The sequence below is a fragment of the Nocardioides sp. Root122 genome (assembly GCF_001425025.1).
Lineage (GTDB): Bacteria > Actinomycetota > Actinomycetes > Propionibacteriales > Nocardioidaceae > Nocardioides.
Genome location: NZ_LMDE01000015.1, coordinates 65,082 through 83,625, shown reverse-complemented (window position 1 = coordinate 83,625; position 18,544 = coordinate 65,082). Strand labels below are relative to the sequence as shown.

Below are 18,544 nucleotides of genomic sequence, written 5' to 3'. Positions count from 1 at the left end.
GCTAGCCCGGGTGATTGCACGCACATATTGGATCGATCACAGATGTGTGACCTGGCTCTCGCTACTCCTGCGTACGCCGCCGGGGCTGGGCGATGCGGTCACCGAGCGAGCCACCGGCCGGGCCGCCCACCGGCGCGTCCGGGCGGATGCTGCGGGTCTCGGCACGCCGGTTGCGCGAGGCGAGCCAGTCGCGGAGGTAGAACTTGGGCAGCATCTTGCCCACCGCCAGCGTCACGTAGACGACCGTGTTGATCGCGACGAAGGCGGCCAGCACGGCCACGAGCTGGTTGCGCAGGATGCTGTCGGGGAGCAGCACCCCCATCGGGAGGACCAAGGGGATCGGCACGGGTGCCATGTCAGCTGTCCACCTTCACGCCGGAGTCGGTCTGCACGACGTGCTTCCAGTCGGCCTGCTTGGCCAGGGAGAGGTCCCAGATGCCCTTGAGGTAGACCATGTTGAGGAACATCGCGTAGAAGAGCTCGGGGAACAGCGAGAGCCCCAGCAACCGGGCCTTCCAGCCGCCGCGCCACACCGTCACGACGCGCTCCAAGGTGAAGACGAGCCCGATGCCGATCCAGAACGGGAACCACACCCAGTTCGAGGTCGCCAGCACCATGAGGAGGATCAGCAGGAGGTAGGCGGCGAGCGCGATGACGCCGTAGCCGATGCCCAGCTGCTGCATCCAGTAGCGGAACGTCTGGGGGCGCAGGCCGTAGGCGCCGAGGTTCTCCAGAGCCCCGCGCTGCCAGCGCAGCCGCTGGGCCCACAGGCCCCGCCAGTTGGGCATCACCTCGGTGACCACCGTGCACTCGCTCGGGGAGATCATCAGGGCGCCCAGGGTCTTGAGCGCGATGGTCAGCTCGTTGTCCTCGGTCAGGGCGATCGTGTCGTAGACGTCGCCCGGGACGCCGGGCAGGATCTTGCCGCGCTCCTCGGCCACCGCGCGCAGCGCCCGCGGCCGGAACACCGAGGCGGTGCCCGTCAGCACGAACACCCGGCCGCGGCGCCGGCGCAGGTCGCGTTGGTAGCGGGTGTACTCGTTGCGCTGGAACTGTCCGATCAGGCCGAAGCCGTCCTCGCCGTAGAAGAGACCGCCGACCGCCATCAGGGCCCGGTCCCACGTGAGCCGGTTGGTGGCTCCCTCGAGGAAGCCGTCGTCGAGCGTGGTGTCGGCGTCCATGATCATCACGCAGTCGTTGTCGCCCTGGCCGGGCAGGATCTCGGCCAGAGCCTGGTTGAGGCCGCCGGCCTTCTTGTGGGTGTTGTCGACCGTCTCGAAGACGTCGACGCCCGCCTCCCGGGCCAGCCGGACGGTGCCGTCGGTGCAGTTGTCGGCCACGACCACGATCCGTGCGGGCGGCACCGACTGGGAGAGCAGCGAGGCCAGGGTCTCGGAGATGCAGCCCTCCTCGTTGTGCGCCGGGATGAGCACCGTGATCGTCACCGGGCCGGCGTACTCACCACGGGTCTCGCTCATCACCAGCTTGGGCGCCAGAGGCATCCGGTGGCCGTCCTCACTGCGCCGGGCCCGCGTGAGCAGGCGGCGCTCGATGCCGGCGACCCCCGCCGCGAGCAGCAGCGCCACGCCCACAGCGGCCAGCAGCACGCGAGGCGCGGGCATCTCGGTGTCGTAGAACACCTGCCAGATGCCGAACAGCACCCCCGTGGACGGTGCGCGGCCCGCCTCCGGGTCCCCCGAGGCCACCGCCACCCACAAGGCGGTCGCCCCGAGCGTCGCGGCGCCGATGATCGCCACTCCCACCGAGCGTTGCAGCCACTGCATGTTCCCGAGTCTCCTTCGCTGATCGCGGGTGCGACGCCCCGCGTCCTTCAGTCCTTCGGCACCGTCTCCAGGGGAGATCTCATGAACTGGCTGACGAAGTCGTCGTAGGTCGTCGGCTTGCCGATGAGGTAGCCCTGGGCGAAGTCGACGCCCTCCTCGCGGCACACCTCGAGGATCTCGGGCGCGGAGACGAACTCCGCGACGGTGCGCTTGCCGAGGTCGTGCGCGATCCCGACGATCGAGCGCATGATCGTGCGGTCGACCTGCGACTCGTGCACATGGGCGACGAACTCACCGTCGATCTTCACGTAGTCGAAGAAGAGGTGCTTGAGGTAGTAGAAGGAGCCGAAGCCGGCACCGAAGTCGTCGAGCGCGAAGGCGCACCCCAGGTCGGTCATCCGGGCGGCGAAGTCGCGGGCCATGGCGACGTCGGCCACGGCGGCCGTCTCGGTGATCTCGAGGATGAGCGCGGCAGGGTCCACACCGTGGGTGGACAGCGAGCTGATCAGGGCCTGCTCGATCTCGGGGTTGCCGATGGAGTGGCCCGACAGGTTGACCTCGAACGCGAACTCCGGGTCGTGCTCGGCGCGGATCCGGGCCAGCAGCGCCAGGCTGTGGTCGACGACCCAGGCGTCGACCCGCGGCATCAGTCCGACGCGCTCGGCGATGTAGACGAACCGGGACGGCGGCACCAGCTCGTCCTGGTCGCGCAGACGCAGCAGTACCTCGGCGGAGGTGATCCGACCCGTGGCGATGTTCATGATCGGCTGGAGGTGCAGCTCGAAGCGGTCCTCCTCCAGCGCCGCCTCGATCCGGCTCTGCCAGTGCAGCCTGGCCGCCGTGCGCGGACCGCGCTCGTCGCCCTCGGGCAGCACCGCGACCTGGTTGCGGCCGGCCTCCTTCGCGTCGTACATCGTCATGTCGGCGAGCGCCAGCACGTCGGCCGAGTGCTCGGAGGCGGCCTTGAACGTCACCGCACCGACGCTCGCGGTGACGCGGCGACCAACGCCGTCGAGGGTGGCTGCGTGGTCACGGACCCGCTCGACCACGAGACCCGCCACCCGCTGCGCGGCGTCCTGACCGCCCTCGGTGAGGAGGACGGCGAACTCGTCGCCGCCGAGCCGGGCCACCAGGTCCGAGCTGCGGATCGAGCGCCGCAGCAGGCCGGCGATGGTGATCAGCAGCTCGTCGCCTGCGTTGTGGCCGAGCGTGTCGTTGACCTGCTTGAAGTTGTCGAGGTCGAGCAGCAGCAGCGCACCGGTGGGCCCGTGGCGGCCGCAGCGCTCGATGTGGCGCTGCAGCTCGGTCTCGAAGCGGCGCCGGTTGGCCAGCCCGGTGAGGACGTCGTGGTCGGCGAGGTGGGAGAGGCGGTCGAGGTAGCGACGGCGGTCGGAGATGTCGACCACGTTGACCATGACGATGTCGCCCATGCCGCGGTCGCCGACGAGGGTGCTGCTCAGCGCGACGCTGACGTCGTTGCCGCCGGAGTCGCGGAAGTTGCACTCGGTCTCGTAGGACTCGCCGGGACTTGCCACGAGTCGGCTGAGGTGGTCCTCGATTCGGGCCTCCCCGGGCGTTTCGAAGGCGCTGAGCTTGTGGCCCACCATGTCCGGGGGGTCGAGCCCGACGAGGACCGCCATGGAGATGTTGGCGCGGATGATCCGGCCCTCGGTGTCGAGCAGCGCGACGCCGTGCGGGGCGTCGTCGAAGAGGCGCTCGACCCGGTCGGTGGCGACGCGGGCCCGCCGGGTCTCTCGCTCGAGGTCACGGACGATGTGCTGGAGGACGGGGGCGACCACAAGCGCGATCGCGGCCCACACCACGGCCCGGCGCCAGTCGCCGAAGGGATAGCTCGGCGCGCCGACGACGAGGATCGGGACCGCGAAGGTGAGGATCGCCAGGGCGCTCGCCACCCACAGCTGCCGCGGCGTGCCGGTGATCGCCAGCCAGAGGATCGGCAGCAGGAGGATGACCGCCATCCCCGATCCGTGCCCGCCCGAGCCCGCTCCCGCGGCGTCGTGCACCAGGCCCGAGAAGGGGAAGAGCAGGTAGGCCGCGAGGGGGTCGAGCCACGACCGTTCGGCCCGCCGCTGGGCGAGGAGGAAGACCACGGCGACGAGGACGAGGTTGAGCGCCGCGAGCCCCGCCACCCACCACGCACGCTCGTAGGGCGGAAGAAGGACGGTGCCCAGCGCCAGGAGCGCGACGACGCCGAACGGCGCCGCCAGGGTGGGCGAGCCCCGCCGCAGGTCGGCGTACGGCGCCCCCGCAGCGCGGGTCTCCGAGAGGGGTCGTCGCACCCGACCAGACTAGACCAGTCGGGCGCGACGCCGTGGCGTTACTGCTCGTTCTCGAGGTCGGCGGCCACCCGGCGGTGCGCTTCCCAGATCTCCTCGGGCATCCGGTCGAACTGGGACAGGTGCTCCTCGCGGAAGCCCATCTCCTGCTGCCAGCGGTCCTTGTCGATGGTGAGGATGCGCTCGAGGTCCGCCGGCGCGATCTCCACCCCTTCGAGGTCGAGCTCGTCCTCGGTGGGGAGGATGCCGACCGCCGTGCGGCGACCCTTGACCTCGCCGTTCTTCAGCTGGAGCAGCCAGAGGAGCGGGCGCAGGTTGTCGCGGTAGCCGGGCCACAGGAAGTGGCCGTCGTCGGGGTCCTTCTGGAACCAGTTGACGTGCGCGAAGATCGGCTGCTCCTTCGCCGCGCCCACCACGTCGAGGTAGTGGCGGGCGTAGTCGCCCTCGCCATAGGCCATGAACGGCCGGTTGGACATCGGGTCGTAGCGCAGCTGGCCGTCCACGCCCTCGGCGGCGAAGGTGGCCTCGGCCCCCAGCGTCAGGCCGTCGTAGACGCCCTCGGCCAGGTCGGTGATGGCCCGGATCAGCGGCTCGCGGTCACGGGTGCGGCCACCGAAGATGATCGCGTCGATCGGCACGCCGGCGGCGTCGTCGTAGTCGGGCGCGATGTTGGGCACGTTGTCGAGCGTGGTGGTGAACCGGCTGTTGGGGTGGGCCCAGTTGGCGCTGTCGTCGGACTTGCGGTCGGCCAGCGGGGCGCCGGTCCAGTCGAGCCATCCGTGCACGTCGGTCGGCGGCTTGGGCGTCTTGCCCTCCCACCAGACCTCGCCCGTGGTGGGGTTGTAGGCGACGTTGGTGAAGATCGCCTGCGACCCCTCGCCGATGGAGGACAGCGCGTTGGGGTTGGTCCTCTCGTTGGTGTCCTTGGCGACACCGAAGACGCCGTACTCCGGGTTCATGCCCATCAGCCGACCGGTCTCCTCGTCGACCCACAGCCACGCGATGTCGTCGCCGTAGAAGGAGACGTGGTAGCGCTCGCCGAGCGCGTCGGGGGCCGCCATCATCGCCAGGTTGGTCTTGCCGGAGGCGCTCGGGAAGCCACCGCAGACGTGGTAGGTCTTCCCGGTCTCCTTGTCGTGGATGCCGATGAGCATGTACTGCTCGGCGAGGAACTTCTTGCTCGCCCAGCCGTCGTAGGCACCCTGGCGCAGGCCGTGCGCGATCTTGCCGAGGAGCGCGTTGCCGCCGTAGGACGAGCCGAAGTGCAGGATCGTGCGCTCGTCGGCGACGGTGACGAAGTAGCGCTGGTCGTCGGGCGTGCCCTGACCGAGGTTCTCCAGGTCACCCGTGACGTGGACCGCGCGGACGAAGGAGTCCGGGTCCTCGAGCTCGTTGACGAACTGCACGCCGACGCGCGACATCCGGATCATGTGCAGCACGACGGTGCGGGTGTCGGTGAGCTCGACGCCTGCGGCCCAGGGAGCGAGCTCGTTGCCGGGGGGCGACATCAGGTAGGGGATGACGTACATCGTCTTGCCCTCGGACGCGCCCCGCATCCGGTCGTGGAGCATCGGCTTCATCTCCGAGGCCGGGCGCCAGTTGTTGTAGACGCCCTTGTCCTTCTCGTCGTTCGTCGCGACGATGGTGCGCTCCTCTGAGCGGGCGGTGTCCTTGTAGTAGCTGCGGGAGTAGTAGCGGCCCTCGCCGGCACGCTGCAGCTCGCCGGCCGCCACGGCCTCCTCGAGGAGCCGCGCGTCGTCGGAGGCGTTGACCACCTCGACGTGCTCGGCGCCGGTGAGCTCGGCGTACTCCTTCACGAACTCACGGACCCTGGGGTTCGTGAGCCCCGCCTCGTCCAGGACTGCCTCGAGATCTGCCATCGCGCTGCCTCCTCGTGCGGCGGGACCCCCGCCTCCTACGGTCTGGTGCCTGCACCTTAGGGCACGGCTCGGCCGGCCCGATGGGGCCGGAAGTCCCGAGTGCGACGGGACCGTCACGGGCCGGGCGGGTCCCTGATTTCACCTGCCCGCGTGCCGTCGGCTATCCTCGTCAGGTCCTCGCGCCACTGGTGCGAACGGCAGGCGCCTGTAGCTCAACGGATAGAGCATCTGACTACGGATCAGAAGGTTTGGGGTTCGAATCCCTACAGGCGCGCAGCGCTGAGAGACCCCACCGGAACGCTTCACCCCGGTGGGGTCTCTCACGTTGACGCCGAGCAAGCGTCTGCTCGCGAGCGAAGCGAGCGGGTCCAGGCGCGCAGATCGACGAAGCCGCAGGCCATCTGGCCTGCGGCTTCGTCGTTCGTGCCGTGAGCACCGGGGACCAGCACCGGCGGGTGCTCACCCGAGGGTGGCGCACGTCCCGCAGGCGGCGGCGTAGTCGCGGAGCACGTCTCGGACCCGGTCGACCACCAGCGCCTGGGGGTCGACGGCCAACTCGCCGCGCCTGACCCTCTCGTACTGGGCGGGGAGGTGTGCGCTGAGCAGGGGAAGGGGGATCCCGGCGTGGCTGAGGTTCGCCACCAGCCGGTCCTGGGCCGCGTGGATCGTCGGGTTCGGCCAGTAATAGCGCATCCGGTCGCTGTAGCTGTAGCGCCGCGCGAGACGCTCGGCGTCGGCCTCCCCCTCGTAGTAGCCGGACCACCAGCGCGGCTCCTCGAGCATCACCGCCTCGACCACCTCGACCAGGCCGGACCGCCGGTCGGCAGGCACCAGCTCGTCCTCGATCGCGGCGAGGGCGAACAGGGCCTCGCGCAGGGCGAACGTCAGTCCCGGCCCCACCTTGAGGACGGCCCAGTGGTCCTCGACCAGCGCCCGCAGCCCGGAGCGGAGCTGGTAGTCGGTGGAGTGCGCCTCGAACACCAACGGCGTCCCCTCCACCACCGAGCGCAGCTCCCCGACCGCCGCCGGGTCGTAGTCGAAGACGCGCTGGTGGTCGAACTCGACGCCCGGCTGGACCACGAGCGCCAGGACGCGCTGCCAGGCGTCGTGGAGGCCTGCGGCCGCGAAGGCCTCCCGGTGCTCCTCGATCGTGGTCCGGGCCGCCTCGGGCGTGGTGGGCGCCAGACTGTCGATCGTCTCGTGCGCGCCGCCGGGGACCGGGACCTCGGTCCCGATCACGTAACCGAGCCGGTGGGCGCCCGGGCCCGCCGCTGCCTCGGCCGCGCGAGCCAGCCGCGCGGCCCGCTCGGCCACGACCCGGTCCGGCAGCGGAGCGTCCTCACCGGCGCACGCCATGCTGGTGTCGAGATGGATCTTGGTGAACCCCGCCTCGACGTACGACGCGACGAGCACCTCGGCCTTCGCCATGGCGGCCTCGGCGCCGAGACCGCGCCACACGTTGGGCCCCAGGTGGTCGCCGCCCAGCACGACCCGGTCCGTGGGCAGACCGTGCTCGCGAGCGACGCCCAGCACGAGGTCGCGGAAGTCGGCAGGGCGCATGCCGGTGTAGCCGCCGTCCTGGTCGACCTGGTTGGACGTCGCCTCGATGAGCGCGGCCGTCCCGTCCTCGCGGGCCTGCAGGACGGCGGCGGCAAGCACCCACGGGTGGGCCGAGCACACCGAGTAGACGCCGACGCGGCGCGACGCCGTCGTGGCGGCGCGGTGGGCGGCCAGGGTCTCGACCATGGGGTCGGTGATGGTCACGTTCACTCCTCCGTCGTGCGGGCGGCCAGGCAGGCCGCTCCGATCAGTCCGCCGGTGCCCGCGAACCGCGCGGCGCGCAGGTCCGGGACCGGGGTGTAGCGAAGCCGGGCCGCGAGCCGGCTCCGCAGCGGCGCGAGGAATAGGTCCTCCCCCGCCCGGGCCAGCCCGCCGCCCAGCACGATCGCCTCCGGCGCGACGACGGTCGCCATGGCGGCTAGCCCGTCGGAGAGCCGGTCCAGCGCTGTGTGCCAGACCTCGGTGGCCAGCGGCTCCCGACGACGTACGGCGTCGGCGACGTCGATCGCCCCCCGGACGGGGGCGTCCGCGACGGCGTTGTACTGGCGGACGATGCCCGCGGCGGAGGCCACCGCCTCGAGGCACCCCGTGCCACCGCAGGCGCAGGGCTCGTCGCCTGCGACCCGGAGGTGCCCGATCTCGCCGGCCAGGCCGTGCGCGACCAGCGGCCGTCCGTCGACGACGAGCGCCGCGGCGATGCCGGTGCCGACGACCACGACGGCCACGTCCGAGAGACCTCGCGCGGCACCCCAGCGACGCTCGGCGGCGCCCCAGGCGCGCACGTCGTGACCGACCTCGACCGGCACCCGCACGCGCTCCTGGACGAGGGCGCGGAACGGGACGTCACGCCAGCCCAGGTTCTCCGACCAGGTGCCGGTGCCGCTGGCGTCGTCGACGATCCCCGGGAGGACGACGCCGAGGGCGTCGACCCCGCGACTGGCGACCTCCGCCATGGCGAGCACCTGCTCGACGGCACCGGCAGGCTCGACGGCGGCCGGCTCCGTGACGACCTCGCCGAGCACCGGCTCCCCATCGGGGCCCACCTCGAGCACGCTCCGGCGCATCGTCGTGCCCCCGACGTCGACGACGCCGGTGCGTCGCCGCGGCTCGGCGCTCATCCCTTGAGCCCCGTGCTCGACATGGTCGCCAGGAAGTGCTTCTGGGCGACCAGGAAGCCGACCAGGAGCGGCAGCACGGCGACCACGTTGCCCGCCATGAGGAGCGACCACTCGGTCCGGCGTACGCCCTGGAAGTTGGCCAGGCCGATCTGGAGCGTGAACAGGTTGCTGTCGGAGATGGCGATCACCGGCCAGATCAGGTCGTTCCACGAGCCCACGAGGGTGAACACCGCCAGCGTCATCAGGGACGGCCGGGCCAGGGGCAGCACGATGTGCCACAGGATCCGCAGCCGGCTCGCGCCATCGAGCAGCCCGGCCTCCTCCAGCTCGCGCGGCACCGAGAGGAAGAACTGCCTCATCAGGAAGACCCCGAAGGCCGTGGCCAGCCACGGCACAATGAGGGCGGCGAGCGAGTTGAGCAGGTGCAGGCGCGCGAACATCACGTAGGTCGGGATCATCAGCAGCTGGATCGGGATCATGATCGTGCCGAGGATCGCCAGGAAGCTCACGTTGCGGCCGCGAAAGCGCAGGCGCGCGAAGCCGTAGCCGGCCAAGGAGCAGAGCACGACGTTGGAGCCCACGGCCACGGTCGAGACGATCACCGTGTTCGTCAGCCAGATCAGGACGTCGGAGCGCTCCAGGAGGCCGCGGTAGCCGTCGAGGGTGACCGTCGTGGGGATGAAGCGCGGCGGGAGCCGGTTGATGTCCCGGCTGGGCATGAAGGACACCATGATCATCTGCACGAACGGGAAGGCGAAGAGCACCGCTATCGGCGCCAGCAGCAGGTGCCACGGGCTGAAGGGCAGCCGACGCCTGCGTGCCTCGGACTGGGCCGGACGGTCCGCTTCGGCTGTCGGAACGGCGGGGTGCTCCGCGCTGTCGTTCTCGGTCGTCGTCGCAATCACGCCGGCTGCTCCCCACCGCGACGGCGCTGGATCGCCACCAGCACCAGCGTCATGACCATCGTGACCACGAAGAGGACCCACGCGATGGCGGAGCCGTAGCCGAAGCTGAGCTGCCGGAACGCCTGCTCCCACAGGTAGTAGACGAGGGTCGTCGTCGCGCCGATCGGCCCGCCACGCGTCGTCGTGTAGACCAGGTCGAAGAGCTGGATGCACTGGATCGTCTGCCAGATGACCACGAACGCCGTCGCCGGCGCGACCTGCGGGACGGTGATGTGCCGGAACCGCTGTGAAGCGCTCGCTCCGTCGACCTCGGCGGCTTCCAGGCAGGCCGTGTCGACGTCCTGCAGCGCAGCCAGGTAGATCACGGTGACGAAGCCGAGCTGCCCCCACAGCGACATGATCACCAGCACGACCATCGCCTGGGACGGGTCCTCCAGCCACCCCTGCTGGGGCAGGCCCAGGACACGGAAGACGTTGTTGACGACGCCGACCTCGGGGTTGAACACGAAGTTGGCCAGCAGGCCGGTCACCGCGGCGGACGCGACGTACGGGACGAAGATCGCCGTCCGGTAGAGGCCCATGAAGCGGATCCGGCGGTTGAGCGCGGCGGCGAGCAGCAGTCCTCCGACGACGGAGACCGGCATGAAGAGCCCCGTGTAGAGCAACGTGTGCCACGCGGCCGCGACCAGGTCGGTGTCGCGGGACATCCGCTCGAAGTTGTCCGCACCGACGAACCGTGGCTCGCTGAAGCCGTTCCACTTCTGGAGCGCGAGCAAGGTGGCCCAAGCCGCCGGGAAGATCCCCAGGCCGACGATGACGATCACGGCCGGGGCGACGAACGCCATCCCGGCGAGCTGCTCCGAACGTCGCTGCGTACGCCGCCCTGCGCCGGTCGCCGTCGACGCGTCCTCAGGCACGGCCACCGTCGCGCTCCTCGCCATCAGCTGGCTCCCGCCTGGGCGTCGGACAGCACGACCGAACGGGTGAGGTGTCGCGGGTGGTCCGGGTCGAGCCCGCGCAGGCGCGCGAGCTGGAGTGCCACCCGCTGGGCAAGCACGAGCTCGGCCAGCGGGTCGCGCTCCCCGACCACCACGCGCGCGCCGGTCACCGCGATGTCGGCCGCGAGGCCACCGGGGTCACCGCCGAGCAGGGTCACGAGCGACCGCTCGCCGGCGACGGCGAGGGGGCCGTGGCGGAAGTCGGCGCTGGGGTAGCTCTCGGCCCACGCCAGTGCCGACTCGCGGACCTTCAACGCGGCTTCGTGCGCGATCCCGAGCGCCCATCCGGTGCCGAGGTAGACCACGTGCTCGACCGCGTCGAGCCCGTCCGGAAGGCCGCTGGCGAGGGCGTCCTCGGCCTGGGCGACCAGCGTCTCGAAGCCATCGGCGTCGAGCTCACCAGTGGCGACCCGGGCCGCGACCAGGGTGGCTGTCGGAAACCTTGTCTGCACCACGGACGTCTCGTCGGCGAACCCCAGGTCCACGACGTCGTGGGCCAGAGCCGCGACCGGGGAGTCGGCCACGCCGGTCACGACCACCCGGCGCCAGTCGACCGGCAGCGACTGCAGGGCGTCCACGACCTCGGTCGTGGTGCCGGAGCGGCAGAAGGTGACGACGCGGTCGTAGACGTGCTCCCGACCGGGGAGCTCGCTGGCGAAGGCATGGTCCGTGAGACCCAGGCCGGCCTGCTCGCGCAGGACCGCGTAGGACAGGGCGACGTGCGCCGACGTGCCGCACCCGATGGCCAGGACCCGCTCCCCAGGGGCAGCGAGGGCCGGACCGACGGCGGCGTCGGCGGCCAGCTCGGCGGCGCGCGTCCAGATCGTGGGCTGCGAGAGGATCTCGGCCTCGGTGACCAGCCCGCTCACTGGGCCGCGTCCTTCAGCGCGTTGTCAGCCTTCTCGGCGGCCTCAGCCAGGGCGTCCTCGACGGACGTGGCGCCCTGGAGCACCTCGGCGACCGAGCGACCGACGGCGCTCGAGAGGCCGACGTAGCCAGCGACGGTCGGGCGGGGGATGGTCGCGTTCTCCTGGTTGGCGACGAAGACCTCCGCGCCTGGGTACTCCTCCTTGAACGTGGCGAACGCAGGAGTGTCGACGGCAGAGCTGCGCAGCGGCAGGTTGCCGAGGGCCAGGTTGAACTGGGCGTCCTGGTCGTTCTGGGTCAGCCACGCGATCAGCTCGTAGGACCAGTACGCCCGGTTGGCGTCCTGGTGGTCGTAGAGCACCCAGAGGTCCGGACCCGAGACCGTCGTGTGGTCGCCGTCCGTGCCGGGGAGCTGCTGCACCCCGTAGTCGATGCCGGCCTTGACGGTGTCGTAGATCTCCCACGGCCCAGTGACCATCATGCCGATCCGGTTCTCCCGGAAGAGCGGTCCGTACTTCTCGTCGGTCTGGTCGAGGTAGACGCTCTTGTCGTCGACCGCCATCGCGCGCAGGGTCTCCAGGGCGGCCTCGCCCTCGGGCGAGTCGAACGCCGCTGCGGTCTGGTCGTCGTCGAGGATCTCCCCGCCGTTCTGCCAGAGCAGCGGCCACAGCCGCCACGTGGTGTCCTCGCCTCCCGACACCGACAGGTTCGTGCCGTAGACACCGTCCCCGGTCATCGCCTTCGCGTAGTCGCGGAAGTCGTCCCACGTCCAGTCGGGCGACGGTTCGTCGAGACCCGCATCGGCAAGGAGCTCCTTGTTGTAGACCACGGCGAGGTTGTCGACAACGGCTGGGAACCCGATCGTCTTGCCGCCCGGGGCCGCGGTGGCGCGGGCGGCCTCCGAGAACTCGTCCCAGCTGACGTCCTCGTCCCCGGCGATGGTGTCGGTGAGGTCGAGGGTCCGGCCGGAGTCGGCCAGCTCGGAGGCCCAGGAGCCGTAGGCGTAGGAGATGTCGGGATAGGTCCCGCCGGCGAAAGACGCGGAGAGCTGGCCCAGGAGGTCATCGGTGGTGGCCGAGCCCGGGGTGGCCTTGATCGTGACGTTGGGGTGCTCGGCCTCGAACTGGTCGACGAGCTTGTCGATGTAGACCTCGGAGCTGTCGTCCTGGCCCGTCCACCAGGTGAGGGTCACCTTGTCGTCGGGAGACGCCTTCTCGAGGTCGGTCGCCGGCCCTCCGGTGGTCGACTCGCCACACGCGGCGAGCAGGAGCGAGCCGGCCACGGCGACCGCGAGGCCTGCAACCCAACGGCGCCCGCGGGGGATGACGGAACGGCGACTCGGGCTCGTGGGGGTGTGGGACATGGTCAGCTCCTCGTGGTGGTGGGTGCGGCGACGCGGTCGACGGTGTAGTCGTGGTCCGCGAGCCCGTCCGGAAGATGGGCGGCGTGGACCCGGGAGAGCTCGGTCAGCACGGCATCGAGCTCGTCCGGGGCGAGTGACGCGGACGCGTTCGGATCGAGCAGCGCAGCACGCCGGACCAGCTCCGGGTCGCCGCTGAGCGCTGCCTCCACGGTGAGTCCGACGACGTCGAGGAACCGCCGGTTGAGCGCCGCGCAGGCCTCGGGGAGAGCACCCACCGCGTGCGGTCGGGCCTCCTTGCCCTCGATCGTGACCGGCACCTCGACGGCTGCCTCGGCCGGGAGGTTGTCGATCCATCCGCGGTTCGGGACGGTCGCGTAGATGTCGTGACGGGTGCCGGTGGCGAGGGAGTGGATCACCTGGGGCGCGTACTCGACGGCCTCGGTCCCGAAGTCCAGGGGGCGTCCTTCGGCTACGGCTGCGGCCGTGCGGTGGTACTCGGCGAGGTTCTGCTCGCTGATGCCGATGTACTCGCCGGGCTCGAGCCGGAAGCGCTCGACCTGCGCCTCGTGCGGGAGGTACCACGCGACGTACTCGGCACTGTGCTCGCTCGACTCCGTGGGGAACCGGCCGAGCCGGCGGTACATGTCGACCCGGACGCGACGGCGCAGCTCGGGGTCGGCGGCGATGCGCTCGTCCAGCAGCGGGTGGAGGTCCTCACCATCGCGCTCGAGCCGGAGGACCCACGACTGGTGGTTGACCCCGGCCGCGGTGAACTCCACCTCCGCCATCGGCACGCCGAGGATGCCGCTGAGGGTGTCGATGGTCCAGTGCACGGAGTGGCACAGCCCGAGGACGGTGAGCTCCGGGGCCAGGCGGCTCATCAGGTCGACGTTGATCGCCATCGGGTTCGTGTAGTTGAGGATCCACGCGTCCGGGCACAGGCGACGTACGTCCTCCACGAGCTGGGAGTAGAACCCCGCCGTACGGAGGCCGCGGAAGATGCCGCCGACTCCCAGGGTGTCGCCGATCGTCTGGCGCAGCCCCGCCCGCAGCGGGATCTCGAGGTCGGCGCGGGTGGCCTCGAGCCCGCCCACCATCACGGTGACCACGATCGCGTCCGACCCCGGAAGAGCGGTGTCGCGGTCCCGGTGGCTCTCGACGCGCGCCCGCAGTCCGCGGGAGGCCACCAGCTGCTCGGCAGCACCGACAGCCACGCCGAGACGGTCGGGGTCGATGTCGTGGAGGCGCCAGATCATCTCCATCTCGGCGTCCCAGGCGGCCAGGTCGGTGAGGAGGTCCTGCGTGAACTCGACGCTGCCGGCGCCCACGAACGTGATGACGGTCTCAGTGCTCATGAGCACATGAAAGACGTCAACTGCGCACTTGCGCCACGAAACGCGCAACAACGGTGCTCATTCTGCGCAAAGTGGGTACGGTCCGCTCATGACGACCAAGGCGACGGCAGCGGTCGCCCCCACCTCGGCGAGGTCGGGGCGACTGGCCGCGATCCTGCGCGCCCTCTCCGAGCGCGGCGAGCAGTCGGTCGCGTCACTCGCCCGCGAGCTCGGGGTGTCCGCCTCGACGCTCAGACGGGACCTGGCACTGCTCGAGTCGCAGGACCTGCTGACCCGGGTGCACGGCGGGGCGCTCGATGCCCAGCAGTCCGCGATCGAGATGCCGGTCCGCTATCGCGACGGGCAGGCCGACAGCGAGAAGGCGGCGATCGCCCGTGCCGTCGCCGCGATGGTGCCGCCGGGCTCGCACGTGATCGGGCTGACCGGGGGGACCACGACGAGCGCCGTGGCCCGCGCGCTCGCATCCCGCGACGACGTGACCGTGGTGACCAACGCGGTCAACATCGCGAGCGAGCTGACCGTCCGGGCCCGCGCCCGCGTGTTCATGGCCGGAGGCTTCGTGCGACCCCAGTCCTACGAGGTCGTCGGCCCCTCCGCCATCCAGGCCCTCTCCCGCCTGACCCTCGGCTATGCGTTCATCGGCGTCGACGGTGTCTCGGCCGCCGCGGGGCTCACCACCCACGACGAGGTCGAGGCGCAGACCAACCTCGCGATGCTCCGGCGCGCGCACCGGGTGGTCGTGGTCGCGGACGGCCGCAAGGTGGGACGCCGGTTGATGGCCCAGATCGCGCCGATCGACGACGTCCACGAGCTGGTCACCACCTCGAGCGCCGACCAAGGACACCTGGACCGGCTGCGGGAGGCCGGTCTCAAGGTGACCGTCGTCCCGCACGCCACCTAGCACGACGGTCAGGACGACGGCCCGGCCGCCGGGCACGGCCTAGGCTCGTCGTCGTGCCGCCCATCGACGACTCCACCCGTCCTCGCGTGGCCGGGTCGGTCGACCTGACCCCGGCGCAGCGCCTCGCCGGCGACCACCTGCGGATGATCCACGACCACTTCCGGGAGCAGCTCGCCCAGCTCTCCGCGGCGGTCGCCGCGCTGCGCGACGGCGCGGGCGACGTCGGAGCCGTGCGCGCGGGCCTCCACCGGCTCGGGCCGGCGCTGACCGCGCAGCAGGTGTCCGGGTTGTGCCAGCAGGTCTGCCGGTTCCTCACGATGCACCACAGCATCGAGGACCAGAGCTTGTTCCCGGCCGTGGCGACCCTGGACGACTACGCGCCGGTGGCGGCGCGGCTGGCCGAGGAGCACCTCACCATCCACGCCCACCTCGAACGGGTCGACGACCTGGCCGTGGCGGTGCCCTCCGACCCGACGCTGGTCGCCGAGCTGGTCAGCGCCGTCGCGGACCTGAGGCACGACCTCGAGTCGCACTTCGCCTACGAGGAGGCCGAGATGGCCGAGCCGCTCGGCCTGCTCGGCCTCGGCGTGTAGCCGCCACCGGCGGGGACCTGCGGCCTCAGGCCTGCCAGATCCGCAGCCAGTCGACGGACATGTGCTGCGGCAGCTGCTTGTCCTTCATCTCCGAGAGCTCGTAGTCGGACGCAAGCAGGCTCAGGATCGGGTACTGCGGCTGCCCGGACACGCCCTTGCGGGTGCGCCAGGTCTCCTGGCCGTCGATGCGGAAGATGTACGTCCGGGGCGTCCACTCGACGGAGAACACGTGGTAGTTCTTCGACCAGCCGTCCCGCCTGTTCTTCAGGAAGGTCCTCGGCTTCTTGATCCACGAGCCCGTCTTGACGACGTGGCCACGCCGCTTCCAGTGGATGAAGCTCGTCAGGCCACCACGCGGGTGCTTGTTGCCGAAGTACTCGATGACGTCGATCTCGGCGCCCGCCCGGCGCGGCTTGCCGGGTCGCGAGGTCTGCGGCTGCAGCCAGAAGCTGCTGTGCTGCCCGCGCCGCTCGTGCATCTTGATGCGCGCGGCCGCGAAGCCGTACTTGAAGGCGACCCTGTTCTGGGTCGAGATGTGGCCGTTGAGGCGGTAGGCGTAGCGGCCCGAGGACTTCCCCCGCTTGAGCGCCTTGCACTTGCCCGTGCGGCTGCGGTCCTTGATCACGCTGATGCGCGCCGCACCTCCGCGCACCTTGACGGCCTTGGGGCTGCCCTTGGAGCACCTGCGCTTGCTGGCCTTCTCGTAGCTCTGGCCGCGGTGGCTCCACACCGGGCCCAGCGAGCGGCCGGAGAAGGTCTCGGTGAAGAGCGGCGCCTGCCACCGTGCGGTGCTCGCCGGGCGGCTCACCGCAGGGCGCAGGCCCTTGAACCGGCCGACCTTCACGCGGTAGGTCACGGGGCCCCCGCGCCGCACGGCGCGAGCCGAGAACTCCGCTCGGCCCCGTCGGTCCAGCCTGGCCTTCCCGACGTTCTTCCAGCGCGAGCCGCGCTTGGCCTGGAGCCGCACGGGGCGACCTGCGCGGCGGGGCTTGACCGTGGCGGCGACAGCCACCCGTGCCGCGTCGGGGCTGGCGGTGCGGCGACCCTGCTGCACGATCTGCGGCAGCACCTGGATCCGCGCTCGCGACCGCTTGGCAGGACGGGCGGACGACGCGGCAGCGGCTTCGCTGGCCGCCGGGTCGGCGACCGACCCGGTCTGGGTGGTCAGGAGCAGGGACGCGGGCATCAGCAGCGCGAGAGCGCTGCCCGCGAGCACACGGCGTGCAGGCATGGCGGTATCTCTCTTGTCGGGGTCGATGAGCAGTCGTTCTCCCATCGAGGGTGTCCCGCGTCCTGGAGTGAGCCAAATCGAGGGCGCCCGCCCGGCGGATCGGCGTTCTGCTGTGAGCAGAACCCGTAGTAGGAGCCTGCGACCGGTGGCTACCGTCGGTGCATGGGCGAGATCGTGCGATTCCCGGAGCGGGCAGCGGAGCAACCAGTCGAGGCACCCGAGCCGCTGTGGCGCGAGCTCGTCGGCCGTGAGCTGCACCGCGAGCGCACGGCACGGGGCGAGCGGCTCGTCGACGTCGCCGGTCGGGCCGGCGTCTCGATCCAGTACCTCTCCGAGGTCGAGCGTGGGCTCAAGGACCCGTCGTCGGAGATGCTCCACGCGATGGCCGGCGCGCTCGACCTGGGCGTGCGCGAGCTTGCCACCCGCGTGGCGCGGCCGCAGGCCCTCGCCCTCGCTGCCTGACCTCCTGCCCCTCAGGCGAACGCCGGCCCCTGCTCGCTCAGGACGGTGTCGACGATGCCGTAGTCGACGGCCGCTGCGCCCGGCAGGACCAGGGTCCGGTCGGTGTCCTGGCGGATCTGCTCCGGCGTACGCCCGGTGTGCTCGGCGAGGATCTCCTCGAGCAGGAGGCGTACGCGCGCCACCTCGTCGGCCTCCAGGATCAGGTCTGGCACCGTGCCGCGCCCCTGGGTCGCGGGTTGGTGGAGCACCACCCGGCCGTGTGGCAGGATCGCCCGGCTGCCACGCGCACCTCCGGCGAGCAGCACTGCCGCCGTCCAGGTCGCCTGGCCGACGCACACGGTCTCGACCGCCGGCCGGACGAACTGCATGGCGTCGTAGATCGCGAGCATCGCGTCGATCGATCCGCCCGGCGAGTTGATGTAGAGGCTGATCGGGATCTCGGGGTTCTCCGAGGACAGGTGGAGGAGCTGCGCGATGACCGCGTTGGCGACGCCGTCGTCGATCTCCGTGCCGAGGTAGACGATCCGCTCGGACAGCAGACGGGAGTAGAGGTCGAGGGTCCGCTCACCTCGCGGCGTCTGCTGGACGACGTACGGGATCGTGTAGGTGCTCATCGCACACCTGCCAGTCCGACCGGTCGCGTGCGTGCGGGCGTGACGTGGTCGATGCTGCTGATGACCTGGTCGACGAAGCCGTAGGCGAGCGCCTGCTCGGCGCTGAACCACCGGTCGCGCCGTGAGTCGCGCTCGACGGTGTCGCGGTCCTGCCCAGTGTGCTCGGCGATGAGGCCGAGCACGGTGTCGCGGGTGTGGCGCAGGTCGTCGGCCTGGATCTCGATGTCGACGGCCGTGCCGCCGATGCCGGCGGATCCCTGGTGCAGCAGCACGCGGGAGTGCGGCAGGGCGTACCTCTTGCCGGGCGTGCCCGCGGAGAGCAGGAACTGACCGGCGCTCGCGGCCATCCCCATCGCGAGGGTGCTCACGTCGTTGGGGATCAGCCGCATCACGTCGTGGATGGCGAGCATCGCCGAGACGGACCCTCCCGGGGAGTTGATCCAGATGCTGATGTCGGCGCGGGGGTCCTCGGCGGAGAGCAGGAGCAGCTGGTGCATCAGCCGGTTGCCGTTGCCCTCGCGCAGCTCCTCCCCCAGCACGATGATGCGTTGGTGCATCAGGCGGCGGACGAGCTCGTCCTCGATGCGTTCGGAAGTGGTGGTCGTCATGCCGCCAG

Annotated in this window: 17 protein-coding genes and 1 tRNA gene; 4 read left to right on the top strand and 14 right to left on the bottom strand. The window is 71.0% G+C overall.

The window, feature by feature from the left end; genetic code table 11:
• Positions 1 to 61: 61 nt before the first annotated feature.
• The 4 genes from ASC64_RS19990 to ASC64_RS19975 are packed head-to-tail and all read right to left on the bottom strand — an operon-like array spanning position 62 to position 5,961.
• Entirely contained in the window at positions 62 to 346 is a 285-nt protein-coding gene (locus tag ASC64_RS19990; protein WP_200937923.1) for a hypothetical protein, read from the bottom strand.
• A gap of 10 nt (positions 347 to 356) precedes the next feature.
• Complete coding sequence (locus tag ASC64_RS19985) at positions 357 to 1,784, bottom strand: glycosyltransferase family 2 protein (RefSeq protein WP_056909311.1); 1,428 nt, start codon at positions 1,782 to 1,784, stop codon at positions 357 to 359.
• 47 nt (positions 1,785 to 1,831) lie between these two features.
• Positions 1,832 to 4,084, bottom strand: coding sequence for a putative bifunctional diguanylate cyclase/phosphodiesterase (locus tag ASC64_RS19980; RefSeq protein ID WP_056909310.1), 2,253 nt, complete (start codon positions 4,082 to 4,084; stop codon positions 1,832 to 1,834).
• 38 nt (positions 4,085 to 4,122) lie between these two features.
• Positions 4,123 to 5,961, bottom strand: coding sequence for a phosphoenolpyruvate carboxykinase (GTP) (locus tag ASC64_RS19975; protein ID WP_056909309.1), 1,839 nt, complete (start codon positions 5,959 to 5,961; stop codon positions 4,123 to 4,125).
• A gap of 201 nt (positions 5,962 to 6,162) precedes the next feature.
• On the opposite strand from ASC64_RS19975, the gene ASC64_RS19970 reads away from it, so the two are divergent.
• Positions 6,163 to 6,235, top strand: a tRNA-Arg gene (locus ASC64_RS19970).
• Positions 6,236 to 6,420: 185 nt separating this feature from the next.
• Here the strand turns inward: ASC64_RS19970 and ASC64_RS19965 are convergent.
• Genes ASC64_RS19965 through ASC64_RS19935 form a run of 7 tightly spaced genes read right to left on the bottom strand, consistent with a single transcriptional unit; the run spans position 6,421 to position 14,127 of the window.
• A complete protein-coding gene (locus ASC64_RS19965; protein ID WP_235563847.1) occupies positions 6,421 to 7,725 on the bottom strand; it encodes a D-tagatose-bisphosphate aldolase, class II, non-catalytic subunit in 1,305 nt (434 codons plus the stop codon).
• A 2-nt stretch (positions 7,726 to 7,727) separates the two neighbouring features.
• Complete coding sequence (locus ASC64_RS19960) at positions 7,728 to 8,639, bottom strand: ROK family protein (protein WP_056909308.1); 912 nt, start codon at positions 8,637 to 8,639, stop codon at positions 7,728 to 7,730.
• Positions 8,636 to 9,544 carry a carbohydrate ABC transporter permease gene (locus ASC64_RS19955; protein WP_235563846.1) on the bottom strand — a complete coding sequence of 303 codons (909 nt, stop codon included), beginning with the start codon at positions 9,542 to 9,544 and terminating at the stop codon, positions 8,636 to 8,638. Before ASC64_RS19955 ends, ASC64_RS19960 begins: the two co-directional genes overlap by 4 nt.
• The gene (locus ASC64_RS19950) at positions 9,541 to 10,467 is read right to left on the bottom strand and encodes a carbohydrate ABC transporter permease (protein WP_200937921.1); all 927 of its coding nucleotides are present in this window, start codon (positions 10,465 to 10,467) and stop codon (positions 9,541 to 9,543) included. Before ASC64_RS19950 ends, ASC64_RS19955 begins: the two co-directional genes overlap by 4 nt.
• Positions 10,468 to 10,484: 17 nt before the next feature.
• On the bottom strand, positions 10,485 to 11,411 hold the full coding sequence (locus ASC64_RS19945; protein ID WP_056909306.1) for an SIS domain-containing protein: 927 nt from the start codon (positions 11,409 to 11,411) through the stop codon (positions 10,485 to 10,487).
• A complete protein-coding gene (locus ASC64_RS19940; protein WP_082550673.1) occupies positions 11,408 to 12,772 on the bottom strand; it encodes an ABC transporter substrate-binding protein in 1,365 nt (454 codons plus the stop codon). Before ASC64_RS19940 ends, ASC64_RS19945 begins: the two co-directional genes overlap by 4 nt.
• A gap of 2 nt (positions 12,773 to 12,774) precedes the next feature.
• A complete protein-coding gene (locus ASC64_RS19935; RefSeq protein WP_056909441.1) occupies positions 12,775 to 14,127 on the bottom strand; it encodes a family 4 glycosyl hydrolase in 1,353 nt (450 codons plus the stop codon).
• 88 nt (positions 14,128 to 14,215) lie between these two features.
• Here ASC64_RS19935 and ASC64_RS19930 point away from each other — a divergent pair, with 88 nt between their 5' ends.
• Both ASC64_RS19930 and ASC64_RS19925 read left to right on the top strand, forming a co-directional pair.
• Entirely contained in the window at positions 14,216 to 15,028 is an 813-nt protein-coding gene (locus tag ASC64_RS19930; protein ID WP_056909305.1) for a DeoR/GlpR family DNA-binding transcription regulator, read from the top strand.
• Positions 15,029 to 15,081: 53 nt separating this feature from the next.
• Complete coding sequence (locus ASC64_RS19925) at positions 15,082 to 15,621, top strand: hemerythrin domain-containing protein (protein ID WP_056909304.1); 540 nt, start codon at positions 15,082 to 15,084, stop codon at positions 15,619 to 15,621.
• A gap of 25 nt (positions 15,622 to 15,646) precedes the next feature.
• Here the strand turns inward: ASC64_RS19925 and ASC64_RS19920 are convergent, their stop codons facing one another.
• Positions 15,647 to 16,852, bottom strand: a complete 1,206-nt coding sequence (locus ASC64_RS19920; RefSeq protein ID WP_056909303.1) for a glycoside hydrolase family 16 protein — start codon at positions 16,850 to 16,852, stop codon at positions 15,647 to 15,649.
• 162 nt (positions 16,853 to 17,014) lie between these two features.
• Here ASC64_RS19920 and ASC64_RS19915 point away from each other — a divergent pair, with 162 nt between their 5' ends.
• On the top strand, positions 17,015 to 17,314 hold the full coding sequence (locus ASC64_RS19915; RefSeq protein ID WP_056909302.1) for a helix-turn-helix domain-containing protein: 300 nt from the start codon (positions 17,015 to 17,017) through the stop codon (positions 17,312 to 17,314).
• Between the two features lie 11 nt (positions 17,315 to 17,325).
• Here the strand turns inward: ASC64_RS19915 and ASC64_RS19910 are convergent, their stop codons facing one another.
• Complete coding sequence (locus ASC64_RS19910; protein WP_056909301.1) at positions 17,326 to 17,928, bottom strand: ClpP family protease; 603 nt, start codon at positions 17,926 to 17,928, stop codon at positions 17,326 to 17,328.
• Positions 17,925 to 18,536: a ClpP family protease gene (locus tag ASC64_RS19905; RefSeq protein WP_056909440.1), complete on the bottom strand. Its 612-nt coding sequence runs from the start codon at positions 18,534 to 18,536 to the stop codon at positions 17,925 to 17,927. Before ASC64_RS19905 ends, ASC64_RS19910 begins: the two co-directional genes overlap by 4 nt.
• Positions 18,537 to 18,544: the final 8 nt, after the last annotated feature.